18 protein-coding genes are annotated in these 20,317 nt (G+C 70.9%); 6 read left to right on the forward strand and 12 right to left on the reverse strand.

Going from position 1 to position 20,317, the window contains the following annotated elements; all coding sequences use genetic code 11:
* Nucleotides 1-111 precede the first annotated feature (111 nt).
* The 5 genes from ACFP2T_RS04115 to ACFP2T_RS04135 are packed head-to-tail and all read left to right on the forward strand — an operon-like array spanning nt 112 to nt 5,203.
* Entirely contained in the window at nt 112-1,275 is a 1,164-nt protein-coding gene (locus ACFP2T_RS04115) for a LacI family DNA-binding transcriptional regulator (RefSeq protein ID WP_377417373.1), read from the forward strand.
* Nucleotides 1,276-1,293: 18 nt separating this feature from the next.
* Nucleotides 1,294-2,640: an ABC transporter substrate-binding protein gene (locus tag ACFP2T_RS04120; RefSeq protein ID WP_377417375.1), complete on the forward strand. Its 1,347-nt coding sequence runs from the start codon at nt 1,294-1,296 to the stop codon at nt 2,638-2,640.
* Between the two features lie 36 nt (nt 2,641-2,676).
* Nucleotides 2,677-3,660 (forward strand): carbohydrate ABC transporter permease, encoded by a 984-nt coding sequence (locus ACFP2T_RS04125; RefSeq protein WP_377417377.1) that lies wholly within the window; start codon nt 2,677-2,679, stop codon nt 3,658-3,660.
* A complete protein-coding gene (locus ACFP2T_RS04130) occupies nt 3,660-4,553 on the forward strand; it encodes a carbohydrate ABC transporter permease (RefSeq protein ID WP_377417379.1) in 894 nt (297 codons plus the stop codon). Before ACFP2T_RS04125 ends, ACFP2T_RS04130 begins: the two co-directional genes overlap by 1 nt.
* The gene (locus tag ACFP2T_RS04135) at nt 4,550-5,203 is read left to right on the forward strand and encodes a hypothetical protein (RefSeq protein WP_377417381.1); all 654 of its coding nucleotides are present in this window, start codon (nt 4,550-4,552) and stop codon (nt 5,201-5,203) included. Before ACFP2T_RS04130 ends, ACFP2T_RS04135 begins: the two co-directional genes overlap by 4 nt.
* 31 nt (nt 5,204-5,234) lie before the next feature.
* Here ACFP2T_RS04135 and ACFP2T_RS04140 read toward each other — a convergent pair whose 3' ends face one another.
* From ACFP2T_RS04140 to cysS, 10 genes are all read right to left on the reverse strand, one after another.
* Nucleotides 5,235-6,386 carry an alkaline phosphatase PhoX gene (locus ACFP2T_RS04140; protein WP_377417383.1) on the reverse strand — a complete coding sequence of 384 codons (1,152 nt, stop codon included), beginning with the start codon at nt 6,384-6,386 and terminating at the stop codon, nt 5,235-5,237.
* A 182-nt stretch (nt 6,387-6,568) separates the two neighbouring features.
* Nucleotides 6,569-7,843 carry a cytochrome P450 family protein gene (locus tag ACFP2T_RS04145; RefSeq protein WP_377417385.1) on the reverse strand — a complete coding sequence of 425 codons (1,275 nt, stop codon included), beginning with the start codon at nt 7,841-7,843 and terminating at the stop codon, nt 6,569-6,571.
* Nucleotides 7,840-8,478, reverse strand: a complete 639-nt coding sequence (locus ACFP2T_RS04150; RefSeq protein ID WP_377417387.1) for a GTP-binding protein — start codon at nt 8,476-8,478, stop codon at nt 7,840-7,842. Before ACFP2T_RS04150 ends, ACFP2T_RS04145 begins: the two co-directional genes overlap by 4 nt.
* A complete protein-coding gene (locus ACFP2T_RS04155; protein WP_377417389.1) occupies nt 8,459-8,830 on the reverse strand; it encodes a DUF742 domain-containing protein in 372 nt (123 codons plus the stop codon). Before ACFP2T_RS04155 ends, ACFP2T_RS04150 begins: the two co-directional genes overlap by 20 nt.
* Nucleotides 8,831-8,878: 48 nt before the next feature.
* Nucleotides 8,879-9,283 carry a roadblock/LC7 domain-containing protein gene (locus ACFP2T_RS04160; protein ID WP_377417391.1) on the reverse strand — a complete coding sequence of 135 codons (405 nt, stop codon included), beginning with the start codon at nt 9,281-9,283 and terminating at the stop codon, nt 8,879-8,881.
* Between the two features lie 29 nt (nt 9,284-9,312).
* Nucleotides 9,313-10,854: an ATP-binding protein gene (locus tag ACFP2T_RS04165; RefSeq protein ID WP_377417393.1), complete on the reverse strand. Its 1,542-nt coding sequence runs from the start codon at nt 10,852-10,854 to the stop codon at nt 9,313-9,315.
* A gap of 186 nt (nt 10,855-11,040) precedes the next feature.
* Nucleotides 11,041-13,866, reverse strand: a complete 2,826-nt coding sequence (locus tag ACFP2T_RS04170; protein WP_377417395.1) for an Hsp70 family protein — start codon at nt 13,864-13,866, stop codon at nt 11,041-11,043.
* 152 nt (nt 13,867-14,018) lie between these two features.
* On the reverse strand, nt 14,019-14,570 hold the full coding sequence (locus ACFP2T_RS04175; RefSeq protein ID WP_377417397.1) for a GNAT family N-acetyltransferase: 552 nt from the start codon (nt 14,568-14,570) through the stop codon (nt 14,019-14,021).
* Nucleotides 14,571-14,658: 88 nt separating this feature from the next.
* The gene (gene rlmB, locus ACFP2T_RS04180; protein WP_377417399.1) at nt 14,659-15,846 is read right to left on the reverse strand and encodes a 23S rRNA (guanosine(2251)-2'-O)-methyltransferase RlmB; all 1,188 of its coding nucleotides are present in this window, start codon (nt 15,844-15,846) and stop codon (nt 14,659-14,661) included.
* Nucleotides 15,846-17,267, reverse strand: coding sequence for a cysteine--tRNA ligase (gene cysS, locus ACFP2T_RS04185; RefSeq protein ID WP_377417401.1), 1,422 nt, complete (start codon nt 17,265-17,267; stop codon nt 15,846-15,848). The genes rlmB and cysS overlap by 1 nt, the downstream gene beginning before the upstream one ends.
* A 140-nt stretch (nt 17,268-17,407) precedes the next feature.
* On the opposite strand from cysS, the gene ACFP2T_RS04190 reads away from it, so the two are divergent.
* A complete protein-coding gene (locus ACFP2T_RS04190; RefSeq protein ID WP_377417403.1) occupies nt 17,408-18,091 on the forward strand; it encodes an IclR family transcriptional regulator in 684 nt (227 codons plus the stop codon).
* Nucleotides 18,092-18,108: 17 nt separating this feature from the next.
* Here the strand turns inward: ACFP2T_RS04190 and ACFP2T_RS04195 are convergent, their stop codons facing one another.
* Nucleotides 18,109-18,798, reverse strand: a complete 690-nt coding sequence (locus ACFP2T_RS04195) for an HAD family hydrolase (RefSeq protein ID WP_377417405.1) — start codon at nt 18,796-18,798, stop codon at nt 18,109-18,111.
* A 63-nt stretch (nt 18,799-18,861) separates the two neighbouring features.
* A complete protein-coding gene (locus ACFP2T_RS04200; protein ID WP_377417901.1) occupies nt 18,862-20,271 on the reverse strand; it encodes a class II fumarate hydratase in 1,410 nt (469 codons plus the stop codon).
* Between the last annotated feature and the right edge of the window lie 46 nt (nt 20,272-20,317).

Raw genomic sequence — 20,317 nt, forward strand, 5'->3', positions numbered from 1 at the left:
GCACCGCAACAAAGCCGTAACCGAGCCCCGTTGACACCTGAGCAACCGTTTGCATTAATTGGCCAACCAAGTGACGGCAGACACACACCGGCGACCACAGAAGGGACTCGCGTGCCAGCCACCATTCGAGACGTCGCGCGAGCCTCCGGTGTGCACATCTCCACTGTGTCTCGTACGTTCTCGGCCCCACACCTGGTCAACCCGGAGACCCGCAACCGCGTACTGGCCTGTGCCGAGCACCTCGGCTACCGACCCAACCGGGCGGCCCGGGCACTCATCACCGGGCGCACCCACAACATCGGTCTGATCATCGCCGACATCGCCAACCCCTTCTTCCCGCCCCTGATCAAGGCAGCGGAGAGCCAGGCCCGGCAACGGGACTACCACATCTTCATCGCCGACACGAACGAGGATCCGGCGGCCGAGGAAGACCTGGTGCACGCCCTGGCCAAGCAGGTCGACGGCGTACTGCTGTGCAGCCCGCGGATGAGCAACAGCCTGATCGAGCAGCTCAGCCGCGAGGTGCCGCTGGTGGTGATCAACCGTCAGGTCACCGGCCTGCCGGCGGTGGTGATGGACGTCGGTCAGGGTGCCCGGCTCGCGGTGGAGCACCTGACCGGGCTCGGGCACCGTGAACTGGCCCTGCTCGGCGGGCCACGCGGCTCCTGGACCAACCGGGAGATCCGCCGGTCGGCGACGGCCGCGGCCCGGACCGCGGACGCGGCGCTTACCGTGCTCGGCCCGAACCCGCCCACCGAGGGCGGCGGCATCGCCATGGCGGAGCAGGTACGCCGAAGTGGCGCCACCGCCGTGCTCGCCTACAACGACCTGATGGCGATCGGCCTGATCGAGGGGCTGGACTCGCTCGGGTTACGGGTGCCCCAGGACATCAGCGTCGTCGGCATCGACGACATCGCGCTGAGCCGACTCACCCGACCCAAATTGACGACGGTGGCCACGCCAACCGCGGCTGCCGGCCGGACGGCCGTCGACATGCTCCTGCAACACGACGGTTCCTTCTCCGCACGCGCCGGACGCGGCGGCGGAAGAACCACCACAGCCGACGACCGTCGTACCACCGCACAGGTAACGCTCCAGACCGAATTGGTCATCCGCGACTCGACGGGCGTCGGTCCGGCGGCTCCGGCCGACCGGCCCGGAACGACGGCAACAGCCGACCGCCCGGGCGCGGCACCCTCCGCTGACCCGGGTTCGCACGGCCATGCGGACCCGGGCGACGCGACCGCGGCCACCCCCGAAGTTGTCGCCTCCTAACGCCAAGGAGTGAGCGCAATGCACCCCGCCACATCCCCGACGGCAAACGCGCCTGCCGCGCGTGGCCACCGTACTCTCCATCGGCGCAGCCTGCTCCGCCGTCTCACCGCCGCAGCGGTGGCCGTCCCCCTCCTGCTCGGCGCCGCGGCCTGCGGCGGCGGCGAGGACGAGGGTGCCGACCCCGACGCCAAGGTCGAACTTTCGATCTTCTGGTGGGGCGGTGAGGCGCGGGCCAAGCTCACCGAGGAGGCCCTCGCCCTCTACACCAGCAAGCACCCCAACGTGACGTTCAAGAAGACCTGGCAGGCCAACCAGGGCTACTTCGACAAGCTCGCCACGTTGACCGCCGGCGGTGACGCGCCGGACATCTTCCAGATCGACGACAACTACCTGACCGAGTACGCGTCCCGGAAGACCACGCTCGACCTGAACGAGTACAAGGACGACGGAAAGCTCGACGTCTCCAAGTTCCCGGAGAGCCTCTGGCAGTACGGCGTGGTCGACGGCAAGCTGTCCGGCGTCGCGTTCGGCGAGAACACCCAGGGTCTGGTCTACAACAAGACGCTGCTGCAGAACAACAAGCTGCCGGAGCCGACCACCGGGATGACCTGGGAGGCGTTCATCGCCTGGGCGGCGAACGTCAGCAAGACCGCCAAGATCCCCGGCACGATGGACCCGAGCGCCGACTACAAGGCGCTCTGGGTCTGGCTGCGCCAGCAGGGCAAGGACCTCTACAAGGGCAAGGAACTCGGCTTCACCGTCGACGACGTGACCAAGTGGTTCGAGCTGTGGAAGGGCGCCCGGGCCCAGGGAGCCACCCCGACCCCGGACGTGATCCACGAGGGCAACGCCACCGACATCACCAAGCAGCTCGTGGTGACCGGCAAGGCGGGCACCTCCTTCGTCTGGGCCAACCAGCTACCGGAGCTGAAGAAGAACACCAAGGACGAACTGGGCGTCATCGCGTACCCCGGTGACCCGAGCGCGCAGTGGGCCCGGGCCTCGATGTACTTCTCGGTCTTCCAGAAGACCAAGCACGCGGACGTCGCGGTGGACGTGATCAACTTCCTGGCCAACGACCCGGAGGCCGGCAAGATCCTCGGTACCGACCGGGGCCTGCCGTCCAACCTGGACGTCCGCAAGGCGGTGAGCGAGTCGGTGACCGACCCGGCGATGAAGCTGTCGATCCAGGTCGAGAACGAGCTCGGGGCCAAGTTCGGCCCGTCCCCGCAGGTGCCGCTCAAGGGGCACAGCAAGATCAGGGCCGAGCTGATCAAGGCGGCCGAGGAGGTCCAGTACGGACGGCAGGACCCGGCCAAGGCCGCGGCCGCCTTCCTGGAGATCTGCAAGTCCGCGATCGCCTAGCTGGTCCGGCCCACACGTTCGGAGAGGAGTTGGCTCGTGGCGTTGACCACGGCGCCGAACCCGACTCCGCCGGCCAAGCCATCCGTCCGGACCCCCGCCAAGTCGCGCGGGTCCGGACGGATGCGGCACGGCGAGGGTCTGGCCGGGTACGTCTTCCTGTCGCCGTGGCTGATCGGCCTGATGGCCATCACGGCGATCCCCATGCTGCTGTCGCTCTACCTCAGCTTCACCAACTACGACATCCTGACCGACCTGTCGGACGTCGAGTGGGTGGGACTGGCGAACTACAAGCGCATGTTCACCGCCGACCCGTCGTACTGGCACTCGGTGCAGGTGACGCTGTCGTTCGCGCTGATCGCCGTACCGCTCAAGCTCGCCGCCGCACTCGGCGTCGCACTGCTGCTCAACCGCGCGTGGCGCGGTGTCGGCCTGTTCCGGGGCCTGTTCTACCTCCCCTCGCTGCTCGGCGGCAGCGTGGCGCTGGCCATCGTCTGGGTCAGCATGTTCAACCGGGACGGGGCGTTCAACTCCTTCCTCTCGCTGTTCGGCGTCGAGGGCAAGCCCTGGGTGAACGACCCGGGCTGGGCGCTGGAAACCCTGATGGTGCTCGCCATCTGGCAGTTCGGCGCGCCCATGGTGATCTTCCTGGCCGGGCTCAAGCAGGTGCCGACCGAGCTGTACGAGGCGGCCTCGGTCGACGGCGCCAGCCGGTTCCGGCAGTTCGTCAGCGTCACCCTGCCGATGCTCTCCCCAGTGATCTTCTTCAACCTGGTGCTGGAGACGATCAACGGATTCCAGGGCTTCACCGCCGCGTTCGTGCTGAGCAACGGCACCGGCGGTCCGGTGGACGCGACGCTGATGTACACGCTGAACCTCTACATCACCGGCTTCACCGAGCTGGAGATGGGCTACGCCTCCGCCATGGCCTGGGTGTTCCTGCTCGCCATCGCCCTGATCACCGCGCTCTTCTTCAGCACCGGCCGGTTCTGGGTGCACTACTCGGACGGAGACGGAAACTGATGGTCGCCCAGACTCCGACCCTTCCCCAGGGCGGCACGGTCACCGGCCGCCGCCGTGGTTCCGGACGACAGCTCGGCCGGCTGCTTCTCCTGATCGCGATCCTCGCGGTGGTCCTCTATCCGCTGTTCTGGATGGTCGGCACCTCGTTCAAGTCGCAGGAAGAGATCGTCAACAACATCGGGCTGCTGCCCCGGGAGTTCACCCCGGGCAACTTCAGCGACGGTTGGGGCAACTTCGACGTCAGCTTCGGCCGGTTCTTCCTGAACAGCGCGGTGGTGAGCCTGCTCACCGTGGTCGGCAACGCCGTCTCCTGCCTGCTCGCCGCGTACGCCTTCGCCCGGCTGCGGTTCCGGCTGCGCGGCTTCTGGTTCGCCATCATGATCGGGACGCTGCTGCTGCCCGGACACGTGCTGATCGTGCCGCAGTACATCCTGTTCCAGAAGACACAGATGGTCGGGGCGGCCTGGCCGTACCTGCCACTGGTGGTGCCGCAGTTCCTCGCCACCGAGGCGTTCTTCGTCTTCCTGATGGTGCAGTTCATGCGGGGCATCCCGCGCGAACTGGACGAGGCGGCCAAGATCGACGGCGCCAGCTCGTACGGTATCTTCCGGCATGTGATCCTGCCGCTGAGCCGACCGGCGCTGGTCACGACGGCCATCTTCTCGTTCATCTGGACCTGGAACGACTTCTTCCGACAGTTGGTCTACCTCTCCGACCTGGAGGACTACACGGTGCCGGTGGCGCTGACCCTGTTCATCGACTCGACCAGCCAGAGCGCGGTCGGTCCGATGTTCGCGATGTCGCTGCTGTCGTTGCTGCCGGTGTTCCTGTTCTTCATCGCCTTCCAGCGGATGCTGGTCGAGGGCATCAACACGAGTGGGCTCAAGGGGTGACCGGACAACCCGCCCCGAACTGGCCGGAGGAGCCGGCCGGTCCGGCCGCGACCCGACCCGACTGGCGGGAGACCCTGCGCAACGCCACCGACCTGGCGCTGCTCGGCATCGTCGTCACCCTCGCCGCGCTGCCGGTGGTCACCGCGGGAGCCGCGGTCGCCACCGGCAGCGCCGCGCTGCACCACTGGATCGAGAACGGAAGCTGGCCCGGCGTACGACCGGCGCTGCGCGACCTGCGTCGCGCACTGCTGCCCGGCGTCGCGGCGACCGTGATCGGCGTCGCCGTCGCCGCCGTACTCACGGTGAACCTGCTGGCGTTGAGTCGGGGCGTCGTACCGGGCGGCACGGTGCTGATCGCGGTCACCGCCGCCCTGACCGCGGCGGCCGGCGGCTTCGCCGGGCTGACCGTCGTCCAGGTCGGCCGGCAGGCGGGGCAGGGCTGGCGTGATGCGGCCCGTGCAGCGTGGCGGATCGTGCTGGCCCGACCCGTCACGCTGCTCGGCACCGCCGGTACGGTCGCGCTGGCGGCCGTGCTCTGCGCGCTCATCCTGCCGCCGCTGACCCCGATCCTGGTCGGGTACACCCTCTTCGGGCTGCACGCGACCACCCGCCGGATCGCCGGCCCGGTGCTGTCCGAGGACTCCCGATAACGACCTCCTGGGACGCGGCGGGCGGCCGGGCTCAGGTGCGGAACGGTCCGGTGACGCAGTACGTGATGCCACCGGAGGAGGAGCCCGAGGTACCGCGTTGGGACGAGAAGTACAGCCGGTTTCCGGCCGGGGTGAATGCGGGACCGCAGATCTCGGACGAGCCCTGCCCGGTGATCCTCAGGAACACGGAGATCTTGTCACCTGGCGTGATCATGCAGATCTCCATGTTGCCGCCGTCCTCGGCGACGTAGAGGTCACCGAACGAGGAACCGGTGATGTTGTCCACGCCGGTCAGCGGCGCCGGGCCCGGGTTGACGAGGTTGTCGTCATAGGCGAGCTCGAAGGTGTTGTCGGCGAGGTTGAGCTGCCAGATGCGGTTGTCGCCCTTGGTGGTGAACCACACCGTGTCGTCGGAGTAATAGCAGCCCTCCCCGCCGTTGAACGATTTGGCACCGGACACCTGCGACCGGGTCACCGTCGGGGAGCCGTCCGGATCGGGCACGGCGGCCCAGCTGAACGAGCCGGACGTGCCGTTGCCGGCGACCAGCACCTGTAGCCGCCCGGCGGACAGGTCGCCCCAGGTGTTCGGAACGAACCGGTAGAACTTTCCGTTGGTCTCGTCTTCGGTGAGGTAGATGACCTGCCGGTCCGGGTCGGCCGCGGCGGCTTCGTGCTTGAACCGGCCCATCGCCGGGCGGACCACGGCGGTGCCGCCGAGCGGGTAGGTTTCCCATACCCGGCCGAGGCTGACCTCCTCGCAGGACAACCAGGTGTTCCACGGTGTCTTGCCACCCGCGCAGTTGTTGTTGGTGCCGGACAGGATCCGGGACGCCCCGGTGATGGCTCCGCTGGAGTTGAACAGGATCCGGGACGCCCCGCCGGCGCTGGTCTCGGAGTTGGACACGTAGACCCAGCCGCTGCCGTTGGCGAACACCGCGCCGCCGTCGGGAGCGTTGTGCCACGTGTACGAGGTGCCGGCCACGACCTGGCCGGAGCGGGCGACGATCTGGCTGGTGAAGCCGGCCGGGAGTTGGATGCCGTGCCCGTTGGCCGGCTGGAGCGGACCGTACGGGCCGACCGCGATCTGCGCCGGTGCCGCGTACGCCGCCGACCAGGTGGTGAACGGCAGGGCTACCGCGCCGGCTCCGAGCACAGTGGCACGCAACATGTCTCGCCGATCCATCTTGGACCTCCTTTGTGGGCAGGTCCGAGGAACGTAAGGATTGGTGATTGCTGAAGGCCGGTACGTAGGTGAACACCCGCCATCGACGGGCGCACGAGCGGGTCCGATCCGACACAAATGGCGTGCCGCTCCGCCAGATGTTCCCCTCGCCCTGTGTCCCGTCGCTCGACGCGTCCGGGCGATCAGGGTCGTTCGGGACCGGGGTACGGCACGGGCGTGAAGCGCACCGGGAGCGCCGCCGGACCACGGGTCCACGCCGAGTCGACGGACGCCACCTCCTCCGCCGGAATCGCCAACCGGACTCCCGGCAGCCGATGCAGGGCGGTCTCGACGGCGGTACGGACGATCAGCCGGGCCGGAAGCCGAGCCGGACAGGAGTGCGGACCGGCGCTCCAGGCGACGTGTGCCCGGTTGCCCACCTCGGTGAACGCCCCACCGCCGGCATGGATCCGAGGATCGGCGTTGGCAGCGGCCAGCCCGAGGATCAGCGCGTCGCCACGCCGGATCGCCTGCCCACCCAGCTCGGTGTCCTTCAGCGCGTACCGGGCCGCCACGTTGCTGAACGGCGGATCCCGCCACAGCACCTCGTCCAGCGCGTCGTCCACCCCGAGCCGGCCGCCGCGAAGGCGCCCGCCGAACCGCGCGTCGGTGAGCATCAGCCGCAGCGTCTGGCTGATCCAGTTGATGGCGTTCTCGTTCGCCCCCACGATCAGCAGCAGGATGGTGTCGTAGATCTCGGCGTCGCTGTGCAGGTTCGGATGGTGGGCGAGGAAACTGGTCAGGTCCTCCGTCGGCGCCGCCCGGCGCGCCGCGACCGCCTCGGCGACGAGCCCCAGGACCCGTTGCCGGGCCGCCTCGGCGTCGCCCTCCCAGGAGTACAACTCCAGCAACCCCAGATAGAGGGCACGCCCCTGGGCGGCGTCCATGCCGAACACCTCCGCCATGGAGAGCACCGGGATGACCGCGGCGTAGTCGGCGACCAGGTCGGCCTCGCCCCGGCCGGCGAACTCGGCGATCACGTCGGTGCACAGGGCCGCCACGGCGCGCCGCAACTGCCGCTGGTCGATCCTGCCGAGCCCACCGTCGATCGGGGCACGCAGCCGCCGGTGCCGCTCGCCGTCGGTGAAGAAGGCGTTGTCGTACGGCGTCATCATCGCGCGGACCTGCGAGTCCGGCGCGAGCCTGTCGTCCTGGTACACCGACCAGTTGACCGGGTCGGCGGCAAAAGTCTCCTCCTGCCGGGCGACCGTCAGGATCTCCTGGTATCCCAGCACGAGCCAGCCGTTGATCCCCGGTTCGAGTTCGACCGGGGCGACCGGCCCGTACTCCTCCCGCAGCTTCTGATAGACGTGTTGCGGCTCCGGACACATCGTCGTCGACACGAGCGGCGTCAGTCCGGTCATGTCGTCGAGGGACGTGGGAGCGCCCGGCTCCCGGCGAAAGGTCGCGGCTGTCACGAGACCACCTCCTGGGGGGCCAAGATATTCTCGGCCGGAGCCGAATCGTCGGCGAGGTCGACGGCGTACTCGACGAGAGTGGCCAACACGTTCAGCGCCGAGGCCCGGTCCCGGGCGTCGCAGTCCACGATCGGCGTCTCCGGCAGCAGGTCCAACGCGGTACGCAGTTCTTCGACGCTGTGCCGGACCGTGTCGGGGAAGTGGTTCACCGCCACGACGAACGGCATCTGGGTGCCGATCTCCAACTGGTCGAACACCTCGAAGCTGCCCTCCAGCCGGCCCGGCCGGGTGTCGACCAGGACCAGCACCCCGGCGGCGCCCTCGGCCAGTCCCTCCCACAGATCCCAGAACCGCCGCTGTCCCGGCGTGCCGAACAGGTACAGCGCCAGACTCTCGTTGAGGGTGATCCGGCCGAAGTCCATCGCGACCGTGGTGGTGCGTTTCTCCGCCACCCCGGTGAGGTCGTCCACGCCCTCGCTGACCTGGGTCACGGTCTCCTCGGTACGCAACGGATCGATCTCGCTCACCGCGCCGATCAACGTGGTCTTGCCGACGCCGAAGCTGCCCACCACGAGGATCTTGACCGACTTGGTGACGGTGCCGGGTAGGTATTGGTCAGAGAGCCCGGAGGCCATTCAGCACCTCTTGCAGTAGTTCCCGGGAAAGCTGCGGAGACTGGGGACTTCCGGCCCGCGCGGTCAGATGGCCGGAGTCGACCAGGTCGCTCGCCAGCACGCGTACGACGCTCACCGGCAACTCCAGCCGGGCGGCCGCCTCGACGAGCGACAGCAACCCTCGGCACATGGCCAGCAGGGCACGCTCCTGACGACCGGCCGAGATCGGCAGCGGCGGCGCCGGATCCGTGGCGATCAGCAACGTGTCGATACTGATCGTGTTGCGTGACGGACGTGCCCGGCCCTTCGTGAGCACGTACGGCCGCAGCGCGGTGTCCCGATAGGTGCGGCCGGGGTCGTCCGGAGAAGTCACACGCGTTCTCCGCTCCGCTCGGTCATCGGCGCTCCTCGGTCGGCTCGGTCATGTCCCGGCACCGTGACGTGCCGTCGTGGCCAGGTTGCGTTCGCCGATCCGGTTCACCTGCGTCTGCATCTGGTGGGCGATCAGCCCGGGATCGACGGCCGGCTCGGTGACCACCGCCAGATGTGAGCCGTCCCCGGCCCGCCGGACGAACAGGTATCCACCGTCGAACTCGATCAACAGATGACGAAGGGACCGGCCACCCGAACCGAACTCCCGGCCCACGCTCCGGCCGAGCGACTGCAATCCGGAGCAGGCTGCGGCGAGCCGGTCGGCGACGTCCGGGGCGGTGTGCTCCGACCGGACCATGGCCAGGCCGTCGGCGGAGAGCACCACGGCGTGCCGGACGTACGGCACCGACACCACCTCGGCCAGCATCCAGTTCTGGTCTTGTTTCGTCGTCATCGTGTTCGTAATCCTTCGGTTGTCGGCGGTCAGCTGGTGCCCGCCGGGTCCGGTTCACCGCCGGTCCGGCCGCCCTCGATGAAGGCGCCCATCCAGGAAGCCGCCTGCTCGGGCGTCGGGCTGGGAGATGCCGGCGCCGACTCGTCCGGGACAGCCGCAGCGGCCTCACCACGCCGGGACCGGCGCTGCGGAAGCGTTGCCCCGGCCGACGGCGAGTCGGAGGAGGCGGTGTCGACGGTGGTCCGCGGCTCGGCCTCGTCGACCGGTTCGGCCTGCCGAACGGCGGGTCGCGCGGCCATGGCCTCTGGAGCTTCCACGGTCTCCACTGCCTTCGCCGGGATCAGGACCACCGCCCGCAACCCACCGTACGGGGACTCGCTCAGATCCGCCCGGAACCCGTGCCGGCGGACGTAGTGCCCGACGACGGCGAGACCGGTCTGCGGGATCTCGCCCAGGTCGCCCAGCCCGGCCCGGCGGCGCCCGGAGACCGTCTCCCGGGCCTGCTCCAGCCGGTGCTCGTCCATTCCGACGCCGCCGTCGTCGATCTCGATAACGGCGCCACGTTGCACCCTTCGCACGGTCACCGGAACGCTCGTCGCGGGCGGTGACGACTGGGTGGCGTTGGCCAGCAGCTCCGCCACCAGGTGGATCACCGGTTCGACCACCTCGGCGGCCACCGCCACGTCCTGGTCGCCGGCGACCTCGATCCGCCGGTAGGCGAGGATCCGCGCGGAGGCGGCCCGGACCACGTCCACCATCGCCAGTGGCTCCTGCCACTGCTGTCCCGGCCACTCCCCGCACAGCACCGCCAGGCTCTGCGCGTGCCGTGCCTGCTGTGCGGCGGCATGGTCGACCCGCATGCTCGACTCCACGACATCCGGGTCGTGCTGGTGCCGGTCGGCCATCAGCGACACCTGCTCCTGGATGGAGTGTGCCGCCGTCTGGACCCGCCGGGACAGGGCCACCACCGCGAGCCGCAACGACTCTTCCCGTTCGTCTGCCCGCTTCAACGCACTCGTCGCCTCCGCGAGCACGCCGTCGACGAGGCTGGCCGCGACCTCGTCCAGCTCGGAGTCGTCGTACGCGGGCGGCACCGGGGAGCCGGCCAACGCCGCGGAGAGGCGTACCCGGAGGAGGTGTTCCAGGGCCTTGTTCACCGCCGCCGATTTCGCCTCGGCACGCCCGGCCCAGGAGGCCTCGCGCCTGGCCCAGGCGGCCTCGCGCCCAGCCCACTCGGCCTCGCGCCCAGCCCACTCGGCCTCGCGCCCAGCCCACTCGGCCTCGCGCCCAGCCCACTCGGTCTCGCGCTCCGCCAACTGGTGCTCGCGCTCCGCCAACTGGTGCTGGTACCCGAGAAGTCGCCGCTCGGCCTCCCGCCCGTGCTGCTCGAACGCGATCCAGGCGCCGCGCTGCCGGCGACGCAACGTCCGCAGCAGCGTCAACAGCAGCACCGCGACCGCCGCCGCCAGCACGCCGACCGACACACCGAGCGGGCTGGCGCTGACCACCGCGCCGACCACCGCCGCCGCTGCGGCGAGGATCGTGATCGTGAAGGTGGCCGACCACAGCAAGCGGCCCTCCGACGATGGACGGCCGGACGAGAGAAGAGGCGTCATAATCACCTTCGAGCGGAAGATCCAGGCAGGACGGAACGACAACCCGCAGTTCAGGCACGTGGTGGATCAGGATGGTACCCGACTACGCCCGGATCGCTGTCCCCCAAAGTGGACAGATATCACTCAGGAAAGCGCCTACGACTACCCGCCGCTGCCAACAAACCGGGCGAAAAGGAACTCGGAATCGGTACCACAGACGATGACCGAGGTGTTCCACGAGCAGCTGGCCGGAATGATCGCCTTGAGCTGACCCAACTCGGTCGCCTTGGCGGAGCCGACGTTCACCCCGGCGACACTGGCGTCGTCGCGGTACGTCGAAAGGCTCGCGTCGAAGGCCAGCAGGTTGCCGCCGTCGACGCGTACCGCCACGCCCTCCCGGGTCAGGGTGTTCCGGCCGTCCGGGTCGAAGAGCCGCAGGGAATCCTCCGACGAGCCGATCGGCACCAGCATGTTCTCGCCGACCGGCACCAGGTACTGCGCCTGCGGCACCTTCTTCCGCCAGGCCGCCTCCTGGTTGTCCGCCCGGTCGTCGGTCCGGACCGCCACCAGCTCGGTGGACTCCTTGTCCGAGCCGGCGCCCTCCAGCAGGCAGACCTGGTGCTCACCGCACGGCGCCAGGGCCTGTGGCCGCCGACTCTTGTCCGGCGCGGTGTAGACGTTCGTCGGCGCCCCGAGGGTCGCCAGGTCGTACCGGGCGAGCCCGTAACCGTCGGTCGGCGAGGCCACGAAGAGCTGACCCTCGTACGCCAGCACGAAGTCGTCGGTGTCGGCCGCCTTCTCGCGGGTCTTGAGCACCCGGCCGTTCGTCACGTCGATGACCCGGATCGAGCCGTCCGCGCCGATCTGCACCAGCCGCGGGTCGTCGCCCCGGTTGGGCATCATCGGATTGCCGTACGGGTTGGCCGCCGCGCCGCCCACCTCCTCGACGGTGTTCATCGGATAGATCGCCGAGGCGCTGTCGTACTGGCCCTTCGGGCTCGGCAGGGTCCACTCCTCGCCGGTCCGGGCGTTGATCCCGATCACCGTTGCGGCGGTCTTGTCGAGCACCACGACGTACCGGTCGAAGTAGTGGATGGTGTCGTCACCATGGACCTGCCGGCTCCACAGTTTCGCGCCGTTGTCCGGGTCGAACGCGATCAGGTCACGCGGGGTGCTGCCGACCACCGCGCCCGCCTTCACCACCAGAACGTCCGGCAGCGCCTCGAGCCCGGCCCACTGCTCCGCGCCGACGTCCGTCGTGATCCAACGCGACACCTTCGCCGTCTCGGCCTGCACGACCGCGATGTCCAGCCGCTGGTCCGGCCGCCGATAGGCGACGTACGCCCGGTCGCCGGCCATCACGGTGAACGGTGTCGTCGGATTCTCCACCCGGGCGGCGACCCGGTCGATCTCCGCGAACGGCGCGAAGTCGATGGCGGGGTAGCGGTCCCGGGTCAGGTACAACGTCGCCGCGCCGACCACTCCGACGAGCGCGAGCAGCGCGCCCGCACCGATCCAGATCGCCCGGCGCGGCAACCGGTCGACCAGCCCGGCCAGCCCAGCCCGGGGCTGGGGTGCGGCCCCGGCCCCGTACGGCGGCGGACTGTCCGGCCGTCCCGGATAACCCGCCGGCACTCCGGCCGGGTGGGGCCCCGGACCCGGCTGGCGCGGCCCGACGCCCTGCTGGTACGGCCCGGAACTCTGCAATGGTGGAGCGGAGACGGCCGAGGCGGCGCCGCCCTGGTAGAGACCGGCCTGCCCGGGCACCAGCGCGGACGTACCGGGCGCGGCGGGGCTGGTCGGCACTCCGGCCGTACCCCGGACCGCCGGCGCCGCGACGGTCGCGAGCGCCGTGGCGGACAGCTCGGCGAGCGCGCCCTCGGCGACCGGCAGTTCCGGCTGTTCGAGCACGGTCGGCGCGATCCCGAGGTCGGCGTGCAGCAGCCGGGCCACCAACGGCACCCGGGACGATCCGCCGACCAGGAACAGCCCGGCGAGCTGGTCGACGCTCAGCCGGCAGTTCGCGAGCACCGAGGCGGCCTCGTAGACCCCCCGGCGCAGCAACGGGGTGACCACGCTCTCCAACTCGTCCCGGGTCAGGTGCAACGCCTGCTCGACGCCCGGCACGGGAATCGGAGCGGTGGTGGCCCGGGACAGCATCTCCTTGGCCCCGCGTACGTCGTCCCAGAATTGCCGGCGGTTACGCCACTGGCTGGCCGTGACCGGTTGGCTGAGCTGCTGCCAGACGACTCCGTGCGCGGTGGCGATGATCCCGCCGAGGTGCTGGACCAGTGCCGCGTCGAGATCGAGTCCGCCGAGGTCGGAGACCCCACCCGAGCCGATCACCACGAATCGGGCCCGGCCGGCGTCGTCGGTGCCCTCGTTGCGGACCACCGCGATGTCCAGAGTGCCGCCGCCGAAATCGAAGACCGCGAGGGCCGAACCGACCGGCACCGGCCGGCGCAGCACGTCGGCGAAGTAGCGGGCGGCGGCGACCGGCTCCGGCACCAGCAGGGTGCCGCTGGCGGGCCGGGACGACGGATCGGTGCCGGTCACCGGGGGCCAGCCGGCCCGGCCGACGGCGGCGGCCAGGGCCTCGCGGCGGCGGGCGCCCCAGGTCGCCGGATAGCTGAGCACCGCCGGTGGCAGGAAGCCGACCGCCTCGACCGCCGCGTTGGCCACCGCGCCCAACACGCTGGCGAGCAGGTCCACGATCGGAATCTCGCGGTCTCCGAGGAGTACGGCGGACTCGTCGATCCGCCGCTTGGGGTTCGGCTCGTAGCGGGCCGGATCGGCCTGGGCCAACCGCTGGGCGTCCCGGCCGACATGCGGTCGCCCGGAGGAGTCGAGGAACACGCCGGACGGCAGGATCGGCTGCCCGTCGAAGAGCAGTGGCCTGGTGCGCCCGTCCGGCCAGCGCAGTACCGCCACGGTATGTGAGGTCCCGAGATCGACGCCGAGCCCGTAGCCTCCGTCCTGCCCTGACATCAACCGACTCCTCCGCAGGCGAGGGGTTGCCCGGCCCTGCATGTTACGGGGCAGTGCCCACCGTCGGACGGGACGGCTGCGTCCCGCTCGGCCCGGGTCGCACGGCGGCGGCGATCCCCATGGCATCAGGTCGAGGACCGACTACACGGCGTTCAAACGCCCGGCCGACCGGCCCGTCGCCGGAGGTGCAGGTGGCCGTCCCGGGGGAACGGCGGGCGGGCGGGCATGATCCGGTCGAACCGGTAGCCGGTCTTCTCCGCCACCCGGCACGACGCGAGGTTGTCCACCTGGTGCAGTAGCGCGATCCGGTCCAGGCCCTCCGGGCCGAAGGCGTCGAAGGCCCAGCCGGTGAGCGCTTCGAGCGCGCGCGGAGCCACCCCCCGACCCCGGGCGTACGCCGCCGTCCAGTAGCCGACCTCGGCGGAGCCGACCGCCGGGTCGAGCGACTTCAGCACCACGTTGCCGAGCAGCCGAGCGGGACCGTTGCCACGATCGTCGGCCAGGACGGCGAAGCTGATCCGCTGCCGGTTCTCCCAGCCGGCCCGCTGAAGCGCGAGCCACCGGTACGCGTCGTCGACGTCCTCCACCGGAACCCTCGTCCAGCGCTTCAACGCCGGGTCGCGATACGCCTCGACCAACGATTCGACATCCTCGTCCTGCCAGGGGCGCAGCAGCAGGGCCGGAGCGGACGGGGTCGGCTCCACCCGAAGGACGACGGTCGTCGCGATGCTTGGCGGAGAGGGTCGGCTGGTCACGGCTCATTCGACCACACCGGCACCACCGCTTCCCGGGTCAGGCGGCCAGGCGGCGCCGGGAGACCTCGGCGAGGGTCACCGCCGCCGCGACGCTGGCGTTCAGCGACTCGACCTCGGAGACCATCGGGATACTCACCCGCAGGTCACAGGTGGCGCCCACCAACCGGGACAGACCGCGTCCCTCGGAACCGACCACGACCACGAGCGGCCCGACCGCCGCCTCCAGGTCGTAGAGGTCGGTTTCGCCGTCGGCGTCCAGGCCGACGACCAGGAACCCCTCCTGCTGGGCGAGCTTGAGCGACCGGGTCAGGTTGGTCACCTGGCTGACCGGGACCCGGGCCGCCGCGCCCGCGCTGGTCCGCCAGGCGGTGGCGGTGATCCCCGCAGCCCGCCGCTCGGGTACGAAGACCCCCTGGGCGCCGAAGGCGGCAGCCGAACGGATCACGGCGCCGAGGTTGCGCGGATCGGTGATCCCGTCCAGCGCCACCAGCAGCGGTGACGGCTGCTCCAGCGCCATCGCGAGCATGTCCTCGAAGGGCTCGTAGGCGAACGGCGGCACCTGCACCCCGATGCCCTGGTGCAGCACCCCACCGGTCATCCGGTCCAGCTCGGCCCGGCTGATCTCCAGGATCGCGATGCCCCGGTCGGCGGCGGTCCGGAGCGCCTCGTTCACCCGGTCGTCAATGTCGATGCCCTGGGCGACGTACAACGCGGTCGCCGGCACCTGCGCGCGCAGCGCCTCGACCACCGGGTTCCGGCCGAGGAGCAGCTCGGCGGCCTCCCGGCCCGGCGTGGAGCGGCGTCCGGGCGCCACCCGTGGCCCGGACCGGGGTGCCGGCTTGCCTCCGCTACGACCCCCGGTGCCCCGCCCGGCAGTGGCCCGCCCGGCGCTGGCGGCGCCCCGGCCGGCGGAGACCGCCGGACGGCCGCCCTTCTTCTTCGCGCTGCCACCACCGGCGCCCCAGGTGGTGTCCTTGGTGCCCGGGGTGCCGATCTTGGGCGCCCGACCCTCCTCGGCGGCGCTGCGACGCTCCTTCTCCTGCTTCCAGGCGGTACGTCGGGGCAGGTCTTCGGTGCCGGAGTAGCCCTTGTGCCACGGGCGCTCGTCGGCGGGCAGGGTCCTGCCCCGGCCCGCGAGGCTGCCCCGGTTCTTGCCGCCGGAGCCGGTCGCGGCGCCCCTCTTCGGGGTGACCCGCCGACCCCGACGCTGCGAGTTTCCGGCCATCAGTCCTGTTCTCCGATCGTCCAACGCGGGCCGTGCGGGGTGTCTTCGACCACCACGCCGGCATGCTTGAGCTGGTCACGCACCGAGTCGGCGGCGGCCCAGTCCTTACGACTGCGGGCCTGCGCCCGCTGCTCCAGGGCCAGCGCCACCAGCGAGTCGACCACGGCCCGCAGGTCACCATCCTGCCCGGCCCCCGCCCAGGTTACGTCGAGGGGGTCGACGCCGAGCACATCGAGCATCGCCCGCGCCCGTCCCAGAGTGGTCAGGGTCACCTCGTCGTCGCCGCCGGCCAGGCCGACCTGCCCGTCCCGGACCGTGTCGTGCAGCACGGCGGTCGCGGCGGAGGTGTTGAGGTCGTCGTCGAGCGCCTCGGCGAAGGCGGCGGGAATCTCGCCGATCGTCCCGGCCCCGACCCGCTCGACGGCCCGGCGCACGAACCCTTCGATCCGCCGGTACGCCACGGCGGCCTCCCGCAACGACTCGTCCGAGTAGTCGATCCGGGACCGGTAGTGCGACGCCACGAGGTAGTAGCGCAGCTCGGCCGGGCGGACGCCGACCGAGGCGACGTGGTCGAGGTCGACCACGTTTCCCAGCGACTTGCTCATCTTGGCCTCGCCGAGGTTGAGCAGGCCGTTGTGCACCCAGTACCGGGCGAACGGCAGGCCGGCGGCCCTCGACTGGGCCAGCTCGTTCTCGTGGTGCGGGAAGGTCAGGTCGAGCCCGCCGCCGTGGATGTCGAACTCCGCGCCGAGGTAGCGCCAGCACATTGCCGAGCATTCGATGTGCCAGCCGGGACGACCCGGCCCCCACGGCGACGGCCAGGTCGCGTCCGCCGGCTCCTCCGGCTTGGCGCCCTTCCAGAGCGCGAAGTCGTGCGGGTCCCGCTTGCCCCGCTCCGCGACCTCGTCGGCGATCTGCGTCTGCGTCGCGTCCGGCCGCTGACCCGACAGCGCGCCGTATTCCGGGTACGACCGGACGTCGAAGTAGACATCGCCGGAGCCGTCGTCGGCCTGGTAGGCGTGCCCGTCCGCGATCAGCTTCTTGATCAGCTCGTGCATATCCGGGATGTGTCCCGTCGCCCGGGGCTCGTACGTCGGCGGCAGCACGTTGAGGCTGCGGTAGGCGGCGCCGAGGATCACCTCGTTGGCGTACGCGATCGACCAGAAGGGGCGCCGCTGGTCGATCGACTTGACGAGGATCTTGTCGTCGACGTCGGTGACGTTGCGGATGAAGGTCACCTCGAACCCGCTCCGCGTCAACCAACGACGCAGCACGTCGTAGTTGACCCCACCGCGAAGGTGGCCGATGTGTGGCGCGGACTGCACGGTGAGACCACACAGGTAGATCCCCACCTTGCCGGCTTCCTTCGGGACAAAGTCCCGTACCGATCGGGTGGCGGTGTCATAGATGCGTAGCGTCACCGTCTAAGGGTACCGACCGCGCCCTGTCCGGGCTCGCCCCGCGACGGCCCCGCCACCGCCGACCGACCCGGCTCGGCGGCCCCGCCCCGGCGACCGGCCGCGGTGCCGCCCGGCCGGGTTCCGGTCGTACGCTCCCTGGTGTGGCGACGACGGCAGGCGGTACGGCCGGCCCGGCGGGCGAAACCGCTGGCCGGGCCGGCGAGACGGCGCAGACCCTGGACCGGGGACTGCGGTTGCTGCAACTCGTCGCGGACGCGAACGGCGGACTCACCGTGACCGAGGCGGCCGCGCGACTGGGCGTCGGCCGGGCGGTGGTATACCGGCTGCTCGGCGCCCTCGTCGAGCACGGCATGGTCCGGCGGGACGGCACCGGCCGGCTGCGCCTCGGCGCCGGGCTGCTGCACCTGGCCAGGCGGGCCCAGCCGCTGCTCGCCGACGGGGCCCTGCCGGCCCTGCGGCGGCTGGCGGAGCAGACCGGCGCGACGGCCCACCTGACCGTGGTCGACGGTGGCGAGGGGGTGGCGCTCGCGGTCGTCGAGCCGAGTTGGACCGCGTTCCACGTCGCGTACCGGACCGGGGCCCGGCATCCGCTGGAGCGGGGCGCCGCCGGACGGGCGATCCTGGCCGGGCGGGCCGGTCGGGCCGACCCGGTCTCGACCAGTGGCGAACTACAGGCCGGCGCGTACGGGGTGGCGGCGCCCGTCCTCGGGGTGCCGGGGTTGGAGGCCAGCGTGGGCGTGGTGGCGCTGGCACCGCTCGACGTCACACTGGCCGGCGCGCAGGTCGCCGCCGCAGCGGCGGAGATCACCGCCGCGCTGGCCTGACACCGGCGGACGCACGCCTAACCGACCGTCGTCCGCCAGCGGTCCAGCACCGACGGCAACTCGGCCAGCGAACGCACCTCCGCGTCGGGGCGCAGGCCGCGTGGACGCGGCAGACCCTGGCGGTTCAGCCACACCGCCCGCAGACCGGCCTCCTGCGCGGCCTGGACGTCCTTGTCGGGCGAGTCGCCGACGTGCACGACCGACGAGGGCGCCGCCCCGGCCGCCGCCAGCACCGCGGCGAAGAAGGCCGGCGAGGGCTTCTTCGGTACTCCGCGGACGTGGGCGTAGATCTCGAAGGAGAACTCGGCGGCGAGCCCGCAGCGCTCCGCCCGGCTGTTGCCGTTGGTGGCGAAGCCGAGCACGTACGACCGGCGCAGGTGGCCGAGTGCCGGCAGCGTGTCGGCGAACGGCCGGGTGAGCGCGAACCGGCGGGCGAAGAACAGCTCCGCCATCCGGTCCAGCTCGTCGGCCAGCCCGGCCCTGGCCAGCGACCGGGCCAGTGCGGCCCGGCGGATCCGGATGACCGGTTCGTCGGCCAGATCGTCGTAGACCGCGTCCCAGTCCCCCTCGACATCCGCGAGCGACACCTCCTGCGCCGCCGGAGTCAGCCGGCGCATCTCAGCCAGTACCGCGACGAGCCCGCCGGTCACCGCTGGGCGCAGGTCGAGCAGCGTCTCGTCCGCGTCGAACACCACCGTGGTAACCATCCGTCGAGGGTATTCGAGCCCGGTCGACGCCCGGGACCGCGCCGGAGGTGGGGGCCGGTCCGGTCAGGGATGGGTCATCCGGAGGACGTCGAGGGCCTCGTCGAGCTGCTGCTCGGTCAGCCGGCCCGCCTCGATGTGCCCCCGGGCGACCACGACCGCCCGGATCGACAACTCCTTGGCCAGCGCCTCCTTGGCGATCGAGGCGGCTTCGTCGTAGCCCAGGTAGCGGTTCAGCGGAGTGACCACCGACGGGGACCCCTCGGCGTACGCCAGGCAGACGTCGACGTTCGCGACCAGGCCGACCACGCAGCGGTCGGCGAAGAGTCGGCTGACCCCGGCCAGCAGCCGGACCGATTCCAGCACGTTGCGGGCCATCACCGGAAGCATCACGTTCAGTTCGAAGTCGCCCTGCGAGCCGGCGAACGCCACGGTGGCGTCGTTGCCGATCACCTGGGCGCAGACCTGTCGGGCCGCCTCGCAGACCACCGGGTTGACCTTGCCGGGCATGATCGACGATCCGGGCTGGAGGTCCGGAATCCGCAGCTCCCGCAGGCCGGCTCGGGGTCCCGAACCCATCCAGCGGATGTCATTGGCGATCTTGTAGAGCCCGACCGCGACCGTACGCAACTGGCCCGACGCCTCGACCAGCGCGTCCCGGGCGCCCTGCGCCTCGAAGTGGTTGCGCGCCTCGGTCAGCGGCAGCCCGGTCATCTCGCGCAGCTTGGCGATCACCGCGGGGGCGAAACCGGTCGGAGTGTTGATCCCGGTGCCGACCGCGGTACCCCCGAGCGGCAGCTCCGCCAGCCGGGGCAGGCAGCTCTCCAGCCGCTCGATGCCGTACTGGATCTGGGTGGCGTAGCCGGAGAACTCCTGCCCCAGCGTCACCGGCGTGGCGTCCATCAGGTGGGTACGCCCCGCCTTCACCACCTCGGCGAACTCGTCCACCTTGGACTCCAGCGCGAACTCCAGGTGCCGCAGCGCCGGCAGCAGGTCGTGCACCACCGCGTGGGTAGCCGCCAGGTGGATCGAGGACGGAAAGACGTCGTTGCTGGACTGGGCGGCGTTCACGTCGTCGTTCGGATGGACCTCGCGACCCAGCTCGCGGGCGGCGAGGGTGGCGATGACCTCGTTCGCGTTCATGTTGGACGAGGTGCCGGAGCCGGTCTGGAAGACGTCGATCGGGAACTGGTCGTCGTACCCGCCGTCGGCCACGTGCGCCGCCGCGGTGGCGATCGCCTCGGCGACGTCCGCGCCGATCACCCCCAGCTCGGCGTTGACCATCGCCGCCGCACCCTTGATCTGGGCCAGCGCCTTGATGTGCGCCGGCTCCAGCCCACGCCCGGAGATCGGGAAGTTCTGCACCGCGCGCTGCGTCTGGGCCCGCCACAGCGCGTCGACGGGCACCTCGACCTCGCCCATGGTGTCGTGCTCGATCCGGTAACCCGTCGCCTCTGATCTGGTCACGCGTACCATCCTGCCCCGAGCCGGCCCGGCCCGCAGATGATCGCCGTCACCCACC

This window comes from Plantactinospora solaniradicis, assembly GCF_042658085.1.
In the GTDB taxonomy this organism is placed as follows: Bacteria; Actinomycetota; Actinomycetes; order Mycobacteriales; family Micromonosporaceae; genus Plantactinospora; species Plantactinospora solaniradicis.

What these genes read in the sequence shown, in the direction of transcription:
- rlmB (WP_377417399.1), bottom strand. Translation starts at nt 15,846, where the DNA reads ATGGCCGGAAACTCGCAGCGTCGGGGTCGGCGGGTCACCCCGAAGAGG.
- ACFP2T_RS04200 (WP_377417901.1), bottom strand. Translation starts at nt 20,271, where the DNA reads ATGGTACGCGTGACCAGATCAGAGGCGACGGGTTACCGGATCGAGCAC.
- ACFP2T_RS04170 (WP_377417395.1), bottom strand. Translation starts at nt 13,866, where the DNA reads ATGTCAGGGCAGGACGGAGGCTACGGGCTCGGCGTCGATCTCGGGACC.
- ACFP2T_RS04120 (WP_377417375.1), top strand. Translation starts at nt 1,294, where the DNA reads ATGCACCCCGCCACATCCCCGACGGCAAACGCGCCTGCCGCGCGTGGC.
- ACFP2T_RS04140 (WP_377417383.1), bottom strand. Translation starts at nt 6,386, where the DNA reads ATGGATCGGCGAGACATGTTGCGTGCCACTGTGCTCGGAGCCGGCGCG.
- ACFP2T_RS04160 (WP_377417391.1), bottom strand. Translation starts at nt 9,283, where the DNA reads ATGACGACGAAACAAGACCAGAACTGGATGCTGGCCGAGGTGGTGTCG.
- ACFP2T_RS04130 (WP_377417379.1), top strand. Translation starts at nt 3,660, where the DNA reads ATGGTCGCCCAGACTCCGACCCTTCCCCAGGGCGGCACGGTCACCGGC.
- ACFP2T_RS04150 (WP_377417387.1), bottom strand. Translation starts at nt 8,478, where the DNA reads ATGGCCTCCGGGCTCTCTGACCAATACCTACCCGGCACCGTCACCAAG.
- ACFP2T_RS04195 (WP_377417405.1), bottom strand. Translation starts at nt 18,798, where the DNA reads ATGGTTACCACGGTGGTGTTCGACGCGGACGAGACGCTGCTCGACCTG.